The following is a 17,995-nucleotide window of genomic DNA, read 5'->3' as shown; positions in this document are numbered from 1 at the left end:
TTTTGGACTAGAAACGCTCTGCAAAAGCGCCTAATATTCATATCACAGCTATCTTACTGCACTGCACAAAGCAAGCTGCGTATAACAAAAACGATTCCTCTACCTCTGCACCAGGAGTGTTCGCCATGAAGGATGCCATTACTCATAATGCGGCCATGGAAGTCGACGTCATGGAAGTCTGGGCAAAACGCGCGCAGCAGCAACGCGCCGCGTTCGACGCCCTCGCTGCCTATATGCGCCAGCAGTGAGGCACTGACTACGTCTTGGTCAGCGCCTTTGGCAAACGACCAAGACGTGGGGTGTCATGACTCCCAACCGCCCTCGTCAATGGGCTGCTGATCCAACTGCGCCAGATACGTCTCCTGCAGGATATACATACGTTTGACGTCACGGTATTGGCCGTTGATGAAGAATTCCTGTACCAAGTGGCCCTCTTCGATGAACCCGCTCTCCTCGTAGAGATGGATCGCTTTGACGTTCTGTACCGCTACGATCAAGTAGACCTTGTGCAGATTCAAAATCGTGAAGGAGTAGTGCAGCGCTTGGCGAATCAGTGAGCGTGCGAACCCTTTGCCCTGGTGCTCTGGGGTAATGATGATCTGAAACTCGGCGCTGCGGTGGATGTAGTCGATTTCGATCAGTTCCACCAAACCAATCGCGTTACCGGCGCTGTCTTCGGCTACGAAACGCCGTTCGGCGTTGTCGTGTATGTGCTTGTTGTACAGCTCTTCGAGTTCATCGAAAGATTCGTAAGGCTCCTCGAACCAGTACGACATGATGCTCTGGTTGTTATTGAGTTCATGGACGAAGCGCAAATCATTGCGCTCCAGGGCACGAAGGAACAAAGCGGGACTCATGGTCGACACTCTCTTAATTCATCAAACGAGACAATGCCATCACACGGGCAATGTGGCAGGTCAGTCATTTTAACGACGGGGTTGACGCAACTGGGTGTGTTAGCCCTCGTAGTGTAGCGTTTTATTAACGGCGCGTTGACGCCATCGAAGGCTCTCGCTGAAAGGAGAACAACGCCCCAAGGGGGTGCTCGCGACCTTCGATCAGTGCACGCAGCAGTTGGGCACCTATCATGCTATACGTGATGCCGTTACCGCCGTAGGCCATGGCGAAATGCACTCGAGGACCTAGCGCCTCGTGAGGCCCGAAATAGGGCAAACCGTCGTCGGTTTCCGCGAACGTGCCACCCCAGCAAAACGTCGGATTGATCTCAAGGTCAGGCCACAGTGTTTCTACCTTGGCCGCCAGCGTTCGCGCTTTTTCCATCACCCGTGCGTCCCGACGCTCGGCAATGTCTTCATCGTCATCCTCTCCGCCGATCAATAACCGCCCTTCTTGCGTGGAGCGCAGGTAGAGATACGGTCGTGCGGACTCCCACACCAGCGTGTGTCCCAGCTTGCCCAATACCTCGCTAGGCAAGGGGTCGGTCACAAACGCATAGCTACTACGATTGGCAGCCACTGGCGCTGGCAACCACGTTTGGCTTTCGTACCCAGAAGCGATAATGACCTGTTGGCAACGCAGCGTAGCCCCATTACGAAGCCGAACGTTGACGCCGTCGTCATCAGTTATCAGCTGCTCCACCTGGGTGCGATCGAACACTTGGCTGCCCCGACGGACGACGTTTTCCAGTAAGTGATATGCCATGCGGTATGGGTCGATACGGGCGGCCAACGAGGACAGGATCGCCCCTGGCGCTGAAAAGCCGTAGTCAGCCTCAATCGCACGCTGTTCCAGCCAAGCGACATCGAAGCCGAAGCGCTTGCGCATCGCAAGCTCAGCCTTCAACGCGTCGACATCCGCTTCTTGGCTCGCGAAGTAGAGGCTCTTCTGGCGACTGAAAGCGACGTTACCCAACTCGGCAGCCAAGCGCTCTAGCGAGACAATCGCCTCGGCGCAGCTTCGATAGGCCATCACGGCATTGGCCTCACCGTACTGCTCGGCCAAATGCACCATATGGGTGTCGATTTCATACTGCAGTAGCGCCGTACTGGCCGCAGAGCTTCCCCACCCTACATCACGCCTCTCGAGCACTACGACGCGATGGCCGTGGCGGCTTAGCTCGTCGGCGATCAAAGCACCGGTAATACCGCCGCCAATAATCACTGTTTCCGCTTGCAAATCCTGGTTAAGCTGCGGAAAAGGGGTCAATAATCCATTTTTTACCGTCCAGAACGGATAACCACTTTTAAGATCCATCTTATTGCCTATGCTGGATTGCCACACGGTCAGACCGGGCAGATAAACGTTGGGTGTCGCACCCATTAACCATAGTGGATGATTGGCAGCGTGCCCTGTCTCTGCCTCAACCAGGAGTCGTTCCATGAAGATTGATTTAAGAAGCGATACGGTGACACGCCCTACCGCCGCCATGCGAGACGCCATGATGGCGGCCCCGCTGGGCGACGACGTATGGGGCGACGACCCGACGGTGAACGCCTTTCAAGCCACGCTGGCCGAGCGTGCGGGTAAAGAAGCGGCGCTGCTGTTCCCCAGCGGCACCCAGAGCAACCTGGTGGCTTTGATGGCCCACTGCGAGCGGGGTGATGAGTACATCGTCGGCCAGAACGCCCATACCTATCGCTACGAAGGGGGCGGTGCCGCGGTATTGGGCAGCATTCAACCCCAGCCGATCGAAAACGCCCCAGACGGCAGCCTGCCTCTCGACAAAATCGCCGCCGCCGTCAAGGCCGATGACTTCCACTTTGCCCGTACTCGACTCTTGGCGCTGGAGAACACCATAGGTGGCAAGGTACTGCCTGCCGAGTACGTGCAGCAGGCCACCGCGCTGGCCCGAGAACATGGTCTGGCTACCCACCTAGACGGTGCCCGGCTATTCAATGCCGCCGTGGCCACGGACACCTCTCTCAAACAGCTTTGTCAGCCTTTCGACAGCGTGTCGCTATGCTTCTCGAAGGGGTTAGGCACGCCCATGGGCTCGGCACTGGTGGGCTCTCAGGCATTGATCGACCGGGCTCGACGTTGGCGAAAGGTCGTGGGTGGCGGTATGCGCCAAGCAGGCCTCATCGCCGCCGCCTGCCAGCACGCCCTGGATCACCAAGTGGCAGATTTGGCTCACGACCACCGTCGTGCGGCACGCTTGGCCGAAGGTTTGGCAGCCTTTTCCGCCATCGAGGTGACCTCCCAGGCCACCAATATGGTATTCGTGCGCATCGACCCAGCGCATGTCGCGCCGTTGGCTAAGTGGCTCAAGGCGAATGGCGTGCTGATAGAACTTCTTTACGCTACGCGCATGGTCGTGCATCGAGACATTAGCGACGACGATATCGAACAAGTGCTGACCATCGTCCAGCGCTACTTCGATCAGGCGTAGCCGGAGGATGCGTTTCTTGCACGTTGCTTAAACACGTTGCTTAAAACAGTACCGAGTCGAACGCAAGGTGCACTGCGATGGCCGCCATCATCAGGCCGATCAGCCCATCGATGGTGCGCCATGCGCCGGGACGGGAGAGCCATGGCGATAGCGCCGCCCCGCCCCAGGCCAACAGGCTGAACCAGAGAATCGACGCTGTCGACGCCCCCGCGACGAACACGCCAGCACTCTCCTGCTGGGCACCAATAGCGGGAATCAGCAGCAGCGTATCGAGGTAGACCTGCGGGTTGAGCACCGTCACCGCTAGTGTCGCCAGCAGCACACTGCGCAGGCTGCGGGCTTTGACGCCGTTGACTTTCAAGCCTTCACGGCCGCTGACTGCACGCCATAGCGCTTGTGCCGCCAGCCAACTCAAGAACAGCACGCCCACCCAGCGCATGGCTTCCATGGCGCTCGGCATGGTGAGCAAAAATGCGCTGGCACCAAACATGCCGGCCGTCAGTAGCACGACATCCGCACTCATGCACAGTCCCGCCGACCACCAGTGGTATTCGCGGCGAACGGCCAGCCCCAGCACGTAAGCGTTCTGCGCCCCAATCGCCATGATGATGCCGCCACACACCACTAACCCCGTTAGGTAGCTTTCCCACATTGCCGTTCGCCTTATGCTTGAGTAAAGATGGCGCTAGGGTAAGGGAGGGCTCATATAAACAAAAATCATCTTGCTAATGATGCATTAGTAAAATTCATACATACCGAGACTACGTGCTCATAACCGCCGCAGCCCCCACATGAAGTAGGCACCGCCCAGCAACGATGCTACTAAGCCTGCCGGAATCTCATAAGGGAACATGATCTGGCGGCCCACCCAGTCGGCCAATACCATCAACAACATACCGATCAAGGCAGCGCCTACTAAGTGCTGGCGGGCGCGGGAGAAGCCCAGTAGCCGAGCCATGTGCGGGGCTAATAAGCCAATGAAGGAGAGCGGCCCCACCACCAGGGTGGCGCAGGCGGTGAGCAGAGCGACCAGCAGCAGTAGCGCTAGGCGCGCATGGTTTAAGCCAATGCCCAGTGAACGCGCGGTAGCGGCGCCCATCGGCATGATGTCTAACCAGCGAGTGAACGGCAGCGATATCAGCGCTAGTGCCGCTGCGATTCCTCCCACGAGCAGCGCACTACCCACCTCCACGTAATAGGTAGAGCCTGCCAGCCAGGCGATGACTTGCTGTCCGCGCGGGTCACCACCTGCCAGTAGCACACTGCGCACCGCATCGAACAGCGCGCTAATCGCCACACCGCTGAGCAGGAGCCGCTCCGGTACGAAACCACTTTTACGATTGAGCACTACCAATACTAGTAGCGTCGCCAGTGCCCCTAGCGCTCCTATCGCCACTAATAGTGCATGACTGGGGGCAGGGAGTAGATAAATACCCAAGATCAGCGCAATAGCACAGCCACCGCTAATACCCAACACTTCGGGGCTCGCCATGGGGTTGGCCGAAAGGCGTTGAAGAATGGTCCCCGCTATTGCCAGCATCAAACCGCTAGCCGCTGCCGCCATTACGCGCGGAAAGCGCCACTCAATCACCCCCCAATTCGTCGGGGCGATGATGCTCCAGCCGTTGGCCCCTTGCCCCACTAAATGGCCCACCACCATGGCTGCCACCAGCGCCAGCAGTAGCCCTGTGATTAAACGGTGGGGCGCAGCGTGACGCGTGATCACCACCCCAGATGCCTGGGGCGGACGGTCCCCCTGCAGCTTAAGGCGGGGAATCAACCACATGAGTAGTGGCGCGCCTAACGCTCCGGTCACGGCCCCGGTGGGAATTAGCGTCGCTACCATGCCGGAAAAGCGCTGCAGCAAGAGATCCGTGGTGGCCAGCAGCACAGCGCCTAATAACGTCGACCAAAGTATGCGCGCGCGCAATGTGCGTGCTCCCGCCATACGGACGATATTGGGAGCCGCTAACCCTATGAAGCCGATGATCCCGACCACGCTCACCACGCTACCGGTGAGGAAGACCGCCAGCCCTAACCCGGCAAAGCGCAAATGCTTGAGCGAAATCCCCAGGCTTTTGGCGCTGGCGTCGTCAAGCTCTAACACGGCTAAAGGGCGAAGCAACAGCCACGCGGCCAAACCGCAAAGAGCCAGTCGTGGCGCCAGTGACGCCACGCCATCCCAGCCATTCTGCGCCAGAGAGCCTGCCCCCCAAATCAGCAGCCCCGCCAGGGTTTCATGATTGAACAACAGCAAGGCTGTAGAGAGCGCGCCCAGATACAGATTGACCACCAACCCCGCCAGCACCACCGCGATGGGCGCCAATCCACGCCGCCACGAGAGTGCAAACACCAGCCCCATAGCGGCAGCGCCACCTAGCAGCGCAATCCACTCACTGCCTATCGCAAGCATGCCGGGGGCCAATAGCGTCACCGCCATCAGCGCCAAGTTGGCGCCCGACGCCACGCCCAAGGTGGTGGGCGATGCCAGCGGGTTACGGAGCACCTGTTGCATCAGCACCCCAGCCAGCGCTAGACCGCCACCGGCTAATAGCGCAATGGTAAAGCGCGGCCACCAAGCGAAGTGCAGCAGCAGCTCATCGACGTTATCGAACGTGGGAGACAACAGCGCCTGTGCGCTCTGCGCGATACCGCCCTGCTGCTGCAAGCTCAGCCACAGTAATACCATCAACGGCAAGCTCAGCAGTAAGCAGATAGGAGCGGGAGAACGGCGACGCATCAGGTGCATGACAATATCCCGTCAACGAGGACAGCGGAAGCACGGGCAGGCATTGTCATGGGCGTGACCTTGGCAATCGAGAAAGCAGAAAATAAATCAAAGGGCGAGATTCTAAATGATAAGTATTAACACTACAATCTTGTCCAACGCCCAGACTCATGAGCCTCATTATGTTGAAAGCAGTGTCAAACTCTGCCGCCTTGCCCAACACATGGCGAGATACGCCCTTTCGCTACGGCCTGGTCAGCCGCTCGTTTCACTGGCTCACGGCGCTGTTGGTACTCACCCAGTTTTTCGTCGTGGCCATGTGGCGTGTGTTGGGCGAAACGAGCGTGACGTTAATGCTGTCACGGCTAGCGCCACACGGTGCGATCGGACTACTGCTAATGGTCATCACTTTAGGGCGATTACTTTGGTGGTATAGCCAGCGTCATCAGCGGCCGCAGCCACCGAAAACGCCACGTGGCCAACTGGCGCGCATCGTGCATGGGGCGTTTTATGCCCTGTTAATGCTGATTGCCAGCCTTGGCTTAATCAGACACTACGCTGGCGGCTGGCCACTCAAGGCGTATGGCTGGGAGCTGATTCCTGGTGCAGAGAACGATATTCCGGCGCTCATGCTCCCTGCCGACCTGCTGCACAGTCCGCTCTCTTGGCTACTGCTTCTGCTGGTGGCCGGGCATATCGTCATGGCCATTATAGGCGGCCGGTCACGGAAAAATTTCTAAATGATAACTATTAGCGATACAATATATCTTTCATTTGCTCGATGCCCGCTTGGTCAGGAGTGACGCATGTTTAACGTTCAGGGTGCCACCTTCGCCATCAACGGCAAGCCCCTTCTTCAACCGATTCACCACACCTTTGAAGAAGGCAAGGTGTATGGTCTGATTGGCCATAATGGCTCTGGAAAATCGACGCTGATCAAGCTGCTGGCCCAGCAGCAGCCCGTCAGTGAAGGCGACATTCATTTTGATGAACGCCCTTTGCAGGCGTGGGGGCATCGTGAGTTTGCCCGTCAAGTTGCCTACCTGCCCCAGCATCTACCCAGTGCCGAAAATCTCACCGGACGCGAGCTGGTGGCGTTTGGGCGTTACCCCTGGCACGGTCTACTGGGTCGCCATAATCAAAAAGACAAAGAGGCGATCGAGCGGGCGATTGCCCTCACCCACACGGAAGCCTTCGCTGACCGCTTAGTGGATACGCTCTCGGGCGGAGAGCGCCAGCGGGTATGGCTAGCCATGCTGATTGCCCAGGGCAGCCGCTTTCTACTGTTGGATGAGCCGCTCGCGGCGCTGGATATCGCCCACCAAATGGAAGTATTGGCGCTGATTCGTAAGCTCTGCGACGAGCTGAACCTGGGCGTGATCATCGTTCTTCACGACATTAACATGGCCTCGCGCTATTGCGATGAACTCATGGCGCTTCACAGTGGCCGCCTGCTGGCCCACGGCACGCCCGATGCCCTGATGCAAAATACCACGTTAGAAGCCATTTACGGCCTACCCATGCAGGTCATGCAGCACCCCAATGGCGGACACCGCATAGCCGTGGCGCAATGAACGCCACGGCTGGAAGAAGAGTCGTTCTCAATTAACTCTTCAACTGATAAGCATTATCGCTTATGCTGAGACTCTACTCACGTGCGCTTATCACGTCTTGGAGTTCGGTTATGCCTCTCGCTTTGCGCCAACCCGACACCGTCTTGCCACTGTCTCTCGCTGATTGCTATCAAGGGCCACTTGAGCATTTTACGCCGCCATTGATCGAAGGAGCGGTGCCACAGGGGGCTATCAAGGCGTCTCGCTGGCGCAATGCTGCGCTGCTCGAAGAGGACATGGCGCGCTACGCCAGCCGCTACCCGAATGGAGACAAGCGCGCCATCGCCTCGCTTTGGTCGAAATGGCACTTCAGCACCCTCACCGTTCCCACGCTGACCGCTCATCTGCTGCTGAATCGCGACCTACCCGTCGGGCTGGATGATCTCTATGTGATTCAAAATGAGGAAGGCTGTACTCAAGCGCTTTGGCTACCCCATGAAGGCGAGCGTTTTACTACGCTGGACACCGCTGCTCGCTTTGCCACGCTCATCGAGCAGCACTGGGCCCCGCTCATCGAGCGCCTCTCGGCCATTTCCGGGGCCGCACCACGGGTATTTTGGAGCAACGCAGGCGGCTACGTGGATTACTACGTCAATGCCCTGGCAGCACACCCGCTGGTCAACCAAGACGCCCTGGCCGCCACGCGTGCACTGCTGGAGTCGCGCACCCTCAACGGACAGCGCAACCCGTTGTATGAGCCAGTACGTACGTACCAACCCAGCGGCAGCGGAGAGGTCAAGCGGGTGCGCAAGCTCTGCTGCCTGCGCTACCTGCTCGATGAGTTTGACGTATGCGGTAATTGCCCGCTAGAAGGGTGCGACCGCCAAGCGCGTCGCAAAGGATAAGCCGCTCGTTACGAGCTGATCTGCGCCACCGCATCTTCACTGGCCTGTGCCCGCTGCTCTCCCGTCAGCTCACTCAGCTGCCCCTTGGACATTTCCAGTAAACGATCCGCATGGACGAAGTAGCTGTCGTCATGGCTAATGGCAAACACGGTTTTGCCCATCGCTTTCAAATGGGGTAACAGCTCGCGGTAAAACAGCCGCCTGAACTGTGGGTCTTGGTCGGCCGCCCACTCGTCCAGCAGCAGAATATCCCGCTCCTCGGCAATCGCCAGCAGTAGTGCCAAACGCTTGCGTTGCCCTTGCGAGAGCTGTGTATTCACCACGCGATCAGCCTGCCACTCCAGCTTCTGGTGCATTTGCAGCCGCTCGAGCCAGGTCGTGACCAGCGCGAGGTCGGCCACGCGGCCACCCGGCCCCATGGCTTGGTCGAACTGGTGGAAATCGGTAAAGACGCTGGCAAAGCGCGCCCGAAACGCCGCCCACTCTGGTGCGCCAAGCTCCTTGCCATCCACGCTGATTTGGCCACTTTGCGGGCGGTACAACCCTGACAGCAGGCGCGCCAGCGTCGATTTTCCGCTGCCGTTACCGCCAATCAGAAACACCTGCTCGCCACGCGCCAGCGTAAGATTGAGCGGCCCCACCTGGAAGCCTTCACCCCCGGAGGATGGCGTGTAGCGATACACCACGTTGGTGAGCGTCAAGCGCTGCCAATCGTGGAAGCGGTCCTCCACCTCGAAACCCGGCTGGTACTCGGCCAACGCCAGGCTGGCCAGTTTATCGAACGCCACCTGGGCGCTGATCAGTGTAGGCCATGCCCCCACGGCCTGAATCAAGGGCGTGCGTAAAAACAGCAGGGTCAAAGCAAAAGTGGCCGCCACCGCAGGGCTTGCCCACCCCAGCACGTTGGCCATGAAAAACACCACGCCAATGGCGCCCAGCATCATGATGTTGGACCAGTTATTGGCGCTGAGGTGGTAGGTGTCTGCGCGAATAATATGATGACGGTACGCTTTGGCGTTCTCCGTGTAGGATTCATCAAAAAAGCGCCGTGCGCGGTCACGGTTAAGCGCCAGCTCTTTGCGGCCTTCTATCGCCGATTGATAATCCTTATACAGCCGATCCTCGCTTTCGCGCACCTGATGAAAGTGGCGATACACCTTCGACACCAGCACCCAGCCAACGCCCATGGTGAAGGCCATCCAGAGCACGGTAATCACCACCATCTGCGGTGAGAGCCACGCAAGGTACGCCACCGAGGCCAGCGTGAGTACCACGCCCTGCACCAGCTCCGGCAGGCGAACGAAACCGATGGTGATATTGCGAACATCGCTGGAAAGACTTGCCAGCAGGGTGGCGTTACCTAGCTGCTCTAACCGTTCGATATCGGTATCCAGAATCCGCTTCACCAGCCGGGAGCGCACGTCGAAGACGAAATGGTGGCCCAACAAGGTGAGCGCTAGCTGTGTGCCAAGCGTGACCGCCAGCAGCAGCGCCAATAGCCCTAAAAATTGAGGCAGCGCAGAGAGGGCACTACCCGCTTCGATCAGCCGCTGGTTGATGAACGCAATCACCCCCACGCCCAGTCCGGCGCTCATCATGCTCAGCGCCAGCGCGCCCAAAAACGGCCAGCGGTAATGGTGAAACACCACTCGCAATAATTCCATACCCCATCCCCTTTACGCACAGGCGGCGAATTGTGACGCACTTCTCTGCCAAGTCAAACAAAGAGACTGATTTTCATTTACGCAGTTTGGCTCACGCGCCTTTACTCATCGCGGCAGTGTTGCTTAACTGCCCTAGCCAACCACTGAGAGAACGCCATGGTGGATTACAAATTACTGCATGCCCTAGCCACCGTGGTGGAGTGCGGCGGCTTCGAGCGGGCAGGCGACATGATGGGCCTCTCGCAGTCGGCCATTTCACAGCGGATAAAGGCGCTGGAAGTCCGCTTGGGCCAGCCGGTGCTGGTGCGCCACCCCTCGCTTGCACCCACGCCCGCAGGCCAGCGGTTGCTTGCCCATTATCAGCAAGTGCAGCTGCTAGAACGGGACTTACACGAGGCGCTTCCGACCTTGGAAAAAGCCGCGCCGCGACTGCGCATCGCCATCAATGCCGACAGCGTCGTGACTTGGTGGGCCGATGCCGTGGCGGATATTTGTCAGTCGGAAGGGGTGCTGATGGACTTGGTCATCGAAGACCAGGACGTTGGACTGAAGCGACTGCGCGATGGCGACGTGGCAGCCTGCCTGTGCGCCACTCCCCAGCCCATCGCCGGCGCTCGCTGCCTGCACGTCGGTGACATGCACTATCAGCCGTTGGCATCGCCTTCCTACGTGGCACGCTATTTCCCGGCCGGCCCAAGCCTGAATGCGTTTCAACACGCACCGGCCATCGTATTTGGCCCAAACGACCAGCTACAGCATCAGTTTTTAGCGCAGTGGGGCTATCAGGGATATTTCCCCTACCATTTATGCCCCTCATCAGAGGGCTTCGTTCGGCTGGCAGCCGCTGGCATTGGCTATGGCATGATTCCCCAGCGGCAGGCCGCCGAGTCGCTACAGTCAGGTCAGTTGGTGAGCATTGCACCAGGGCATGGATTGACCGTCCCCCTATATTGGCACTTTTGGCGACACAGTGGGCAGTTGATACAACGGCTGACCGAAAGGCTGAGCCATCTCACGCTTTAGCATCATTCTCATCTACTCGGGGACAAACGCGTCTACAATCAAAATGTTTTTAGAACGATGTCATGCTGTTTGATAGGACGGGGCGTCATTATCTCGCCTTTTCGTTAGCGATCAGGGTTGCCTGAGCGGAGTAACAACAAACATCAAGAAAGCGAACGCTATGGATGCTAACGGTTGTTTGAAGCGCCTATTTGCCACTTTTCTTACGCTCTTACTCATTGCAGGCAGTCAGGTCAACGCTGCTGATACGCTGTCGGCGTCTCCCGAACACGACCGTTACTCGCTTAATAACGTGACCCGCTATTGGCATACCGATACCCCACTGACGCTGCGTGATGTGCTAGCCCGCACGGACGATTTTCAACCCGTTACAAGTGAATCTGATTTGCACTTTGGCTATACGCAAGGCGACACTTGGCTAACCACGCGCTTGCATAATCCCTCCCCACGCCCTGCCACGTGGCTGGTCACGTTCGAATACCCTTTTTTGGATCACGTCACGCTCTATACGCTGAGGGCGCACTTTACCGACGTGCAGCAAAGCGGCAGTGCCCTGCCGCTATCAGAGCGCGCCCTCGCTCATCGTCAGGCCATTTTTCCTGTGACCTTAGCAGGCGATGAAACCGTCACGCTGTATAGTCAAGTCTCGGCTGCCGGTAGCAAGGTATTGAATTACAGCGTCATGACGCCCGAAGCGTTCTACGCCCAAAACGACCGCCACAATTTTTGGCTCGCCACGTACTTCGGCATGTTGCTTGCGTTGGGGCTGTATAACTTTTTGCTTTTCTTTGGCCTCAAAGAACGCGTCTTTCTCTACTACTCGCTGTTTGCCTTCGGCTTCACGTTGGCGATTTTGACCTTCAACGGTTTGGGGACGCTGATTTTCTGGAGCTTTCTTGGTGAGCAGACTGCCCGGCTCGTAGCCATTGGGTTTACGTTTGCTTCGGCTATGGCCACGCTGTTTGCCCAAAGTTTTTTGAATACGTGGCGTTATAGCCCACGTTGGCACCGGACGCTCACGCGATTTCGCTTTGTGTGCTGGGGGGTGCTCATCACGGTATTCGTCATCCCTATCCAACCGGCGCTGATATTGATGGATATCGCAGGCTTTACGGCTGCCCTACTACTACTGGTTTGCGGACTCTATTGCTCATGGCGACGCGTCCCCAGTGCTCGCCTATTCGTTGTGGCATGGTCGATCTTTTTACTCGGCGCAGCCGTGTTTGCACTGCGTAATATGAGTATATTGCCCGCCAACTTCGTAACGCTCCACGGCATTCAGATTGGCTCCGCCATCGAAATGTTGCTGCTCTCCTTTGCCTTGGCGGCACGTTTCAATAAATTGAAGAGGCAAAAAGAGCAAGCGCAAGCCGATACCGTGGCGATGCTGAAAAAACAAGAGGCCATTTTAGAAGCCAAAGTGGCGACTCGGACCGAAGCACTAGAGAAGCTCGCCAATTACGACATGCTGACAGGGCTACTCAACCGACACGGTTTAGTTCGGCATGCCGATGCTGCCCTGGCGCGTAGCCATACTCACGGGGAACCGCTCGCGCTCATCATGTGCGACTTGGATCGCTTCAAACCGATCAATGACCAGTATGGGCATGAGGCAGGGGATTTCGTGCTTCAGCAAGTAGCCAAACGGTTAGAACATATTGCACGCGAGGGAGATCACTGTGCTCGCTTTGGTGGCGACGAATTCATTTTGCTGCTGGAGAAAATTCAACACCCCAGCCTGCTGGAGGACATCTGCAGCCGCATCACTCAAGCCCTGAGCGACCCCATCAAACTACCCTGCGGAGCGATGGTCCATGTAGGCATCAGCATCGGCGTCAGTCGTAGCCATGCCGACAACGCCACGCTCGCCCAACTGCTCAAAGAGGCCGATCGCCAGATGTATGCTGATAAATCAAAGCGCTGCTCTTCTTACCGCTACTTCTCAACAGGCTGTTGACCGACCGACGCTTCACGCAAACGTTAACAGCAGCGTGCACGCAAAAGCCCCCGCTGCAAACGGCCAAAAACGACTACAGCGCTGTTCGGGTAGTTCCTCTTTCAATACGTTGAGAATCAAACCGCCTGCAACGAACGCATACACCAAGCTTGTGACGGCCTCAGCCACTTCGACCAGGACGCCCACGGCCCACCCGGCAACGATCGCCGCTGCCAAGATCCAGCGACCCTGAGTGGCATAGAGCGAGCGGTGATGCGAGGCTAGACCGTAGTCATTCACTAAAAAGTGGAACCCCATCGCCAAAAAAAAGAAAAGCTCACTGGGCAACTGGGTATTGCGATAAACGAGCAAATAGCCAAACAGCGCGTTGTAAATGGCAAAGGCCACCACATGCACCCAGAAAACGCTTTTTTGATTCTCAACTCTCTTCGTGCCGGTCGACGCGATGGTTGGTTTCCGCGAGCGCCGCTTGACCCAGTGTTCCAATCCATAAAAATAAGCTAAACCGAGTAACGCCACGATATACGCGTTGTGCTCGAGTAAAACAAGCACGCCATGATCAGAGATGGCTCGATGAGCGGCATTGAGCTCTGGAAATATGTGAATGAAGACATACCCGACCGAAAATCCGCCGGCAAACGAGAGCCAAGCGCTTCGTGGCAGGGTGTCCAATCGATGAAGTTTACCTGCGAATAAATGAATCGCTGCCAATGCCATGGCAAAGGCCAGCTGCAACACCTCCATACTTGACGCTCCTTGTCATTATCGCTTCCTTACGCACGACCGTTAATCAAACAGGCTCATGCGCTTCATGACGTTATCGCGCTTGATTCGCCAATGAAATAGCGCGCCCGCCACGTGCAGTGTGATCAATACGACCAGTGCCCAGCCCAAACGCTCGTGCCACATGAAGAGGGTGTCTGAGAGTGCTTCGTTCTTGCCTAGCAGTCCCGGCAAATGCCAGTGAAAGAACTCCACGGGAAAACCGCCCGTTGCCGTGGCGGCCCAGCCGATCAACGGCATCGCTACCAGCCCCGCGTAAAGCAGGTGATGAACGCTGGTACTGAGGACACGCTCGAAAGCGTTCAAAGGCGGGTCATGGTCCGGCACCACGAAAGCGGCCCGCGTGATGATGCGAAGCGTCATCAGCAGCAGAATCGCTACTCCCAGCGTCTTATGGCTGGTATAGAGCACGTTGGTCAGCGTATTCCCGACCAGCGCCAAGGTGCGTTCATAGCCCAAAAACCCCAGTGTCAGGCCGCTCGCCAGCGAGAGCAGCACCGCCAGTGCCACCAGCCAGTGCAGCACCCGGTGTGGATAGATGTAGTGATCTAACTCGTGCATTCAAGACTCCCTGCCCAGCCATGTCGTCACCGTCAGCATAGTGCAACGTCGACCCGTTAGAAAAATAATGATTAGCCAGCGGTTTACCTTATAACGCTTCGCTGGGAGCCGCTAGCTGTTCGCGGATCAATTCTCCAAGCCGACGAGCGGGCTCGGAAGGCCGATGAGGTGCCCGGTGGAGCGCCAGCTCGATCATCGGCAGTGCAGGCAACCCGCTGCTCTCATCCAGCGGGCGCAGCATAGGCGTGAGCATGCTGCGCGTGACCACCACTACCGCCAGCCCTGCCGTGACAATCGGCGCTAGCCCCGCCATGGATTGGCTCGTATAGGCCACACGCCAATCTCGCCCGGCGGCTTGCAGCGCCTGCTCGGCCACTTCGCGAAATACATCCGCGCCTGGGGTGTAAAGCGCCAGTGGAATAGGGTCACTCATGGAGGGCTGCTGATGCACCCCCACCGCCCAGACCAGCGGCTCACGGCGAATCACATCGCCCCCGGGGGAGTGCCGCTGGCGCGTTACCAGCGCCAAATCCAACGCCGAGGCTTTCACCTGTTCGACCAAATGCGCGCTGGTACCACACTGAACCGTCAGCCCCACGGCCGGGTAGAGCTGATGAAAATACGCGAATACCGACGGCAGCAACGAGGCGTAATCCTCAGGAATGCCCAGCGTAAGATCGCCGGTAATCTGGCGGGCCTGCATATCGCTCCAGGCGTCATCATTGAGGGCGAGCAGTTTTCGCGCATGGGCTAGCAGACGCTCTCCTTCTGGGGTAAAGCGCAGCCGCCGCCCTTCTCGTTCATGCAAGCTGACCGTCAACTGCGCCTCCAACCGCTGTAGCTGCATGCTGACGGTGGACTGCGTATACGCCAGCCGTTTGGCCGCAGCAGTAACGCTGCCGGTATCTGCAATGGCCACCAGCGTTCTCAACAGCGTTAGGTCAAAGGTAGGCGCCCTCATATATCACCATTATCGATGTTATCGATCAAAAAAGATCGTTATCTTGATGTGTTTGTGATGAGTATGCTGCGAGTCATGAAGGTATTTCAAGGCTCGCTGCCACCAGGGTGAGTCAACACACAAGGAGACGCGCGATGCAGACCCGTCACTCATCGATTTTGCAATCCCCGTCCTACAGTATCGGTGCGGCCCTGGTGGCCGTCACATTATGGAGCATGGCACCCCTGATGGCGGAGCTTGCCCGTGCCACCGCACCCCTTCAGCTAACCGCGCTGACACTGTTGGCAGGCGCACTGGCGACCCTCCCGCTGAGTCGCCGCGTGCCGATGGCCCGCTGCGCGCTGAGCTGGACGCTGGGCGTTTGGCTAGGTATTCCGCTGCTGATCGTAGGCGCCGTCAGTAGCTACTTCATTGGTATGCGTCTTGCTCCCGCCGCGGAGGCGGCGCTGATCACCTATACATGGCCTGTACTGTTCGTCTTGTTGAGCCAGTGGAGCCGCTGGGGCCGGTTGCATTGGGCCAGTGTGGCCGGGGCGCTGATTGCTTTTTCGGGCGCGGCTATATTGCTGCTGCCCCAAGCGCTCAACGGCGGCTTCGGTGGTGTGGCCTCGGGCTATGGGTTGGCCTTGCTTGCGGCGTGCTGCTGGGCACTCTACTCATGGCTGGGTCAAGCGGCTCCCATCGCATTGACGCCGCTACTACCGAGGTTGCTGCTAATAGCCTGCGCCTTCACCTGTCTTGGGAGTGTCTGGCTCGAGGGCGGCGTTGCGCTTCCTCGTGGTGAAGCGTTGGTGGCCGGTATCGCGTTGGGCTTGGGGCCCTACGGCATCGCCATGGTGGCGTGGGACAAAGCGCTGCGATTTGGTCAGGCTAGCCTCGTGGGGAGCTTGGCTTACGGCGTGCCCATTCTGGCAGCGCTCCTGCTGGTGCTGGCCGGTATGAGCGCATTTGACTGGCGGCTTCCCACCGCCGCACTTTTGGTGGTAGTGGGCTGCTTAAAGGCGGGCCGCTGAGGTGGGCATCATCATCTCGCTAAACAGTACGCTGGCCAGTAGCTCGGGCAACCAGGAGGGCGAAAAGGCCTCCTGTTCGGCGCTCTGCATCTGCGCGAGCGACCACCATGCAAAACGAGGCGCAGTGCCGCCGCCGTGGGCCAATAACCGCGTGCCTTGAAGGCTTCTGTGGGGGGGCGGCTGAGTGTCGGGGCAGCGCACCAGGAAAAAGCGCTCCTCGAAGGGCTGGCCTGCGCTATCGGTTTGTCGGCGCTGACGAAGTAATGGCCCCAAAGGACAGACAAGCCCGACATCTGCATAAAGCAGGCGTATCGCTGCAGCTGGATAATCATCATCGTGTGCTAATGCGCTGCCCAATGGCGTCCAATGGTCAAGCGACTCATCGCGTTTGAGCAGCAAATGCCCCTTTGGGTCAACGACCAGTAGCTGCACCTGCCGAGCGGCTTGCGTATCGAGTGTCATAAGCGGTCCATGCCTATCGATCTACGTGGATGAATAAAAAAGCAGCGGCCAGCACGTCTCATGCGGGCCGCTGCTTCTCAGCGTAGCCGATCATCGGCGATTTGTTTTAAGCCATTAGGCGCGATTGCTCGAGTCGCGTCATTGCCCTAGGTAGCGGGGCTTGGCTATCCCCGCCAACGCATCAAGAGGGAGGGTGAGCGTGGGTTGGCCCACCGCATAAGGCGCAATCTCATAGACGTTGTAGGTCACTTCCCAGCGATCCTCCAGCGGCGCAATGTTGCGACTCGGGCTAAGCGGCCAGTCAACGGCAAACTGCTCATCGAAGCCCGCCTCGGTGATCCAGCGCCGATGTGCCTCTGCCAACAGCGCATCGAAAGCAGCCGCTTGCCCCTCTAACAGCATCTCGTCGGGCTCGACGACACGATGTTCGCGCTCATCAATGACCATATAATCCGTCAGCGGCAGTCCATGAGCCTGACCTGCGTGGTACACATAGCTGTTCAGCTCGATCACTAGTAGATCGTGGTGACGCGCGTAGACCGACGCTTCCAACAATGCCTCGCTGGTCATGTTGCCTGGCGCAACACGATTATCTTCCGCCGCCATGGCCAAGAAACGATCGGCGTACTCGTCCCAGCTCTGTGCAGGCTGCGCCGCTTCCTCGTCGCTGATGGGCATGCCCAGAGTGAGCAAGCGTGTTCGCAAGGCGTCACTCAGTGTGGACGATTGAGGAAACGTCAGTGCCGAGACAGTCACCGTCGAGCACTGCTCGGCATGGCAACCTGACGCCACGTACTGTTTTTCCACGGCAAGCGAGGCCAGGGCAATCGGCTCGCGGGGAGATTTATCAGCGGCCAAACAGCCACCTAGTAATAGCGTTCCGACGAGTGATAGTCCTGCTCCTAGCGTTTTGAACGTGCGTAACATCATAACCTCCTTGTGGATCATGCGTCCTGATAAGGCGAGCGGGTCGTGGTAGAACGGCAGCGCCCCTGCAGTATGGCAGGGGCGCTGTTGTAAACACCGTCACGCGTGG

The 17,995-nt window shown here is 58.1% G+C and carries 18 protein-coding genes; 8 read left to right on the top strand and 10 right to left on the bottom strand.

Features of this window, described 5'->3' with window-relative positions; all coding sequences use genetic code 11:
* Window positions 1-125: 125 nt before the first annotated feature.
* The gene (locus FRH_RS10060; protein ID WP_255303821.1) at window positions 126-248 is read left to right on the top strand and encodes a hypothetical protein; all 123 of its coding nucleotides are present in this window, start codon (window positions 126-128) and stop codon (window positions 246-248) included.
* Window positions 249-302: 54 nt separating this feature from the next.
* On the opposite strand, the gene speG is transcribed toward FRH_RS10060, so the two are convergent.
* Both speG and FRH_RS10050 read right to left on the bottom strand, forming a co-directional pair.
* Window positions 303-857 (bottom strand): spermidine N1-acetyltransferase, encoded by a 555-nt coding sequence (gene speG, locus FRH_RS10055; RefSeq protein WP_139525219.1) that lies wholly within the window; start codon window positions 855-857, stop codon window positions 303-305.
* A gap of 124 nt (window positions 858-981) precedes the next feature.
* On the bottom strand, window positions 982-2,340 hold the full coding sequence (locus FRH_RS10050) for an FAD-dependent oxidoreductase (protein WP_231125514.1): 1,359 nt from the start codon (window positions 2,338-2,340) through the stop codon (window positions 982-984).
* Here FRH_RS10050 and ltaE point away from each other — a divergent pair.
* Window positions 2,339-3,349, top strand: coding sequence for a low-specificity L-threonine aldolase (ltaE, locus tag FRH_RS10045; protein WP_239296462.1), 1,011 nt, complete (start codon window positions 2,339-2,341; stop codon window positions 3,347-3,349). The genes FRH_RS10050 and ltaE overlap by 2 nt on opposite strands.
* Window positions 3,350-3,389: 40 nt before the next feature.
* On the opposite strand, the gene FRH_RS10040 is transcribed toward ltaE, so the two are convergent.
* Complete coding sequence (locus tag FRH_RS10040; RefSeq protein ID WP_054645171.1) at window positions 3,390-4,001, bottom strand: LysE family transporter; 612 nt, start codon at window positions 3,999-4,001, stop codon at window positions 3,390-3,392.
* Window positions 4,002-4,118: 117 nt separating this feature from the next.
* Complete coding sequence (gene fhuB, locus FRH_RS10035) at window positions 4,119-6,098, bottom strand: Fe(3+)-hydroxamate ABC transporter permease FhuB (RefSeq protein ID WP_281996807.1); 1,980 nt, start codon at window positions 6,096-6,098, stop codon at window positions 4,119-4,121.
* A 161-nt stretch (window positions 6,099-6,259) separates the two neighbouring features.
* On the opposite strand from fhuB, the gene FRH_RS10030 reads away from it, so the two are divergent.
* The 3 genes from FRH_RS10030 to fhuF all read left to right on the top strand — a co-directional run bounded on the left by FRH_RS10030 (window position 6,260) and on the right by fhuF (window position 8,535).
* Entirely contained in the window at window positions 6,260-6,817 is a 558-nt protein-coding gene (locus FRH_RS10030) for a cytochrome b/b6 domain-containing protein (protein ID WP_281996806.1), read from the top strand.
* A gap of 66 nt (window positions 6,818-6,883) precedes the next feature.
* The gene (locus FRH_RS10025) at window positions 6,884-7,651 is read left to right on the top strand and encodes an ATP-binding cassette domain-containing protein (protein WP_139525215.1); all 768 of its coding nucleotides are present in this window, start codon (window positions 6,884-6,886) and stop codon (window positions 7,649-7,651) included.
* 110 nt (window positions 7,652-7,761) lie between these two features.
* Window positions 7,762-8,535 carry a siderophore-iron reductase FhuF gene (gene fhuF, locus FRH_RS10020; RefSeq protein WP_281996805.1) on the top strand — a complete coding sequence of 258 codons (774 nt, stop codon included), beginning with the start codon at window positions 7,762-7,764 and terminating at the stop codon, window positions 8,533-8,535.
* An 8-nt stretch (window positions 8,536-8,543) separates the two neighbouring features.
* Here the strand turns inward: fhuF and FRH_RS10015 are convergent, their stop codons facing one another.
* Window positions 8,544-10,199 (bottom strand): multidrug ABC transporter permease/ATP-binding protein, encoded by a 1,656-nt coding sequence (locus FRH_RS10015; RefSeq protein ID WP_281996804.1) that lies wholly within the window; start codon window positions 10,197-10,199, stop codon window positions 8,544-8,546.
* Between the two features lie 156 nt (window positions 10,200-10,355).
* Here FRH_RS10015 and FRH_RS10010 point away from each other — a divergent pair, with 156 nt between their 5' ends.
* Together FRH_RS10010 and FRH_RS10005 are read left to right on the top strand one after the other, a co-directional pair.
* Complete coding sequence (locus FRH_RS10010) at window positions 10,356-11,222, top strand: LysR family transcriptional regulator ArgP (protein ID WP_281996803.1); 867 nt, start codon at window positions 10,356-10,358, stop codon at window positions 11,220-11,222.
* A 160-nt stretch (window positions 11,223-11,382) separates the two neighbouring features.
* Window positions 11,383-13,179, top strand: coding sequence for a diguanylate cyclase (locus FRH_RS10005; protein WP_281996802.1), 1,797 nt, complete (start codon window positions 11,383-11,385; stop codon window positions 13,177-13,179).
* A gap of 12 nt (window positions 13,180-13,191) precedes the next feature.
* Here the strand turns inward: FRH_RS10005 and FRH_RS10000 are convergent, their stop codons facing one another.
* From FRH_RS10000 to FRH_RS09990, 3 genes are all read right to left on the bottom strand, one after another.
* Window positions 13,192-13,923, bottom strand: a complete 732-nt coding sequence (locus FRH_RS10000; RefSeq protein ID WP_281996801.1) for a hypothetical protein — start codon at window positions 13,921-13,923, stop codon at window positions 13,192-13,194.
* A gap of 42 nt (window positions 13,924-13,965) precedes the next feature.
* Window positions 13,966-14,523 (bottom strand): cytochrome b, encoded by a 558-nt coding sequence (locus FRH_RS09995; protein WP_281996800.1) that lies wholly within the window; start codon window positions 14,521-14,523, stop codon window positions 13,966-13,968.
* Between the two features lie 88 nt (window positions 14,524-14,611).
* Window positions 14,612-15,484: a LysR substrate-binding domain-containing protein gene (locus FRH_RS09990; protein ID WP_281996799.1), complete on the bottom strand. Its 873-nt coding sequence runs from the start codon at window positions 15,482-15,484 to the stop codon at window positions 14,612-14,614.
* Window positions 15,485-15,618: 134 nt separating this feature from the next.
* On the opposite strand from FRH_RS09990, the gene FRH_RS09985 reads away from it, so the two are divergent.
* Window positions 15,619-16,497, top strand: coding sequence for a DMT family transporter (locus FRH_RS09985; RefSeq protein ID WP_139525207.1), 879 nt, complete (start codon window positions 15,619-15,621; stop codon window positions 16,495-16,497).
* Here FRH_RS09985 and FRH_RS09980 read toward each other — a convergent pair.
* Window positions 16,480-16,959 carry an NUDIX domain-containing protein gene (locus tag FRH_RS09980; protein ID WP_139525206.1) on the bottom strand — a complete coding sequence of 160 codons (480 nt, stop codon included), beginning with the start codon at window positions 16,957-16,959 and terminating at the stop codon, window positions 16,480-16,482. The two genes, FRH_RS09985 and FRH_RS09980, sit on opposite strands and share 18 nt — an antisense overlap.
* Window positions 16,960-17,097: 138 nt before the next feature.
* Window positions 17,098-17,889, bottom strand: coding sequence for an RsiV family protein (locus FRH_RS09975; RefSeq protein WP_244992985.1), 792 nt, complete (start codon window positions 17,887-17,889; stop codon window positions 17,098-17,100).
* Between the last annotated feature and the right edge of the window lie 106 nt (window positions 17,890-17,995).

The sequence above is a fragment of the Halomonas sp. A020 genome, assembly GCF_027943625.1.
Taxonomy (GTDB): Bacteria; Pseudomonadota; Gammaproteobacteria; order Pseudomonadales; family Halomonadaceae; genus Vreelandella; species Vreelandella piezotolerans.
Note: the sequence above shows the minus strand (reverse complement) of the source record. Positions and strands in the feature narration are given on the sequence as shown.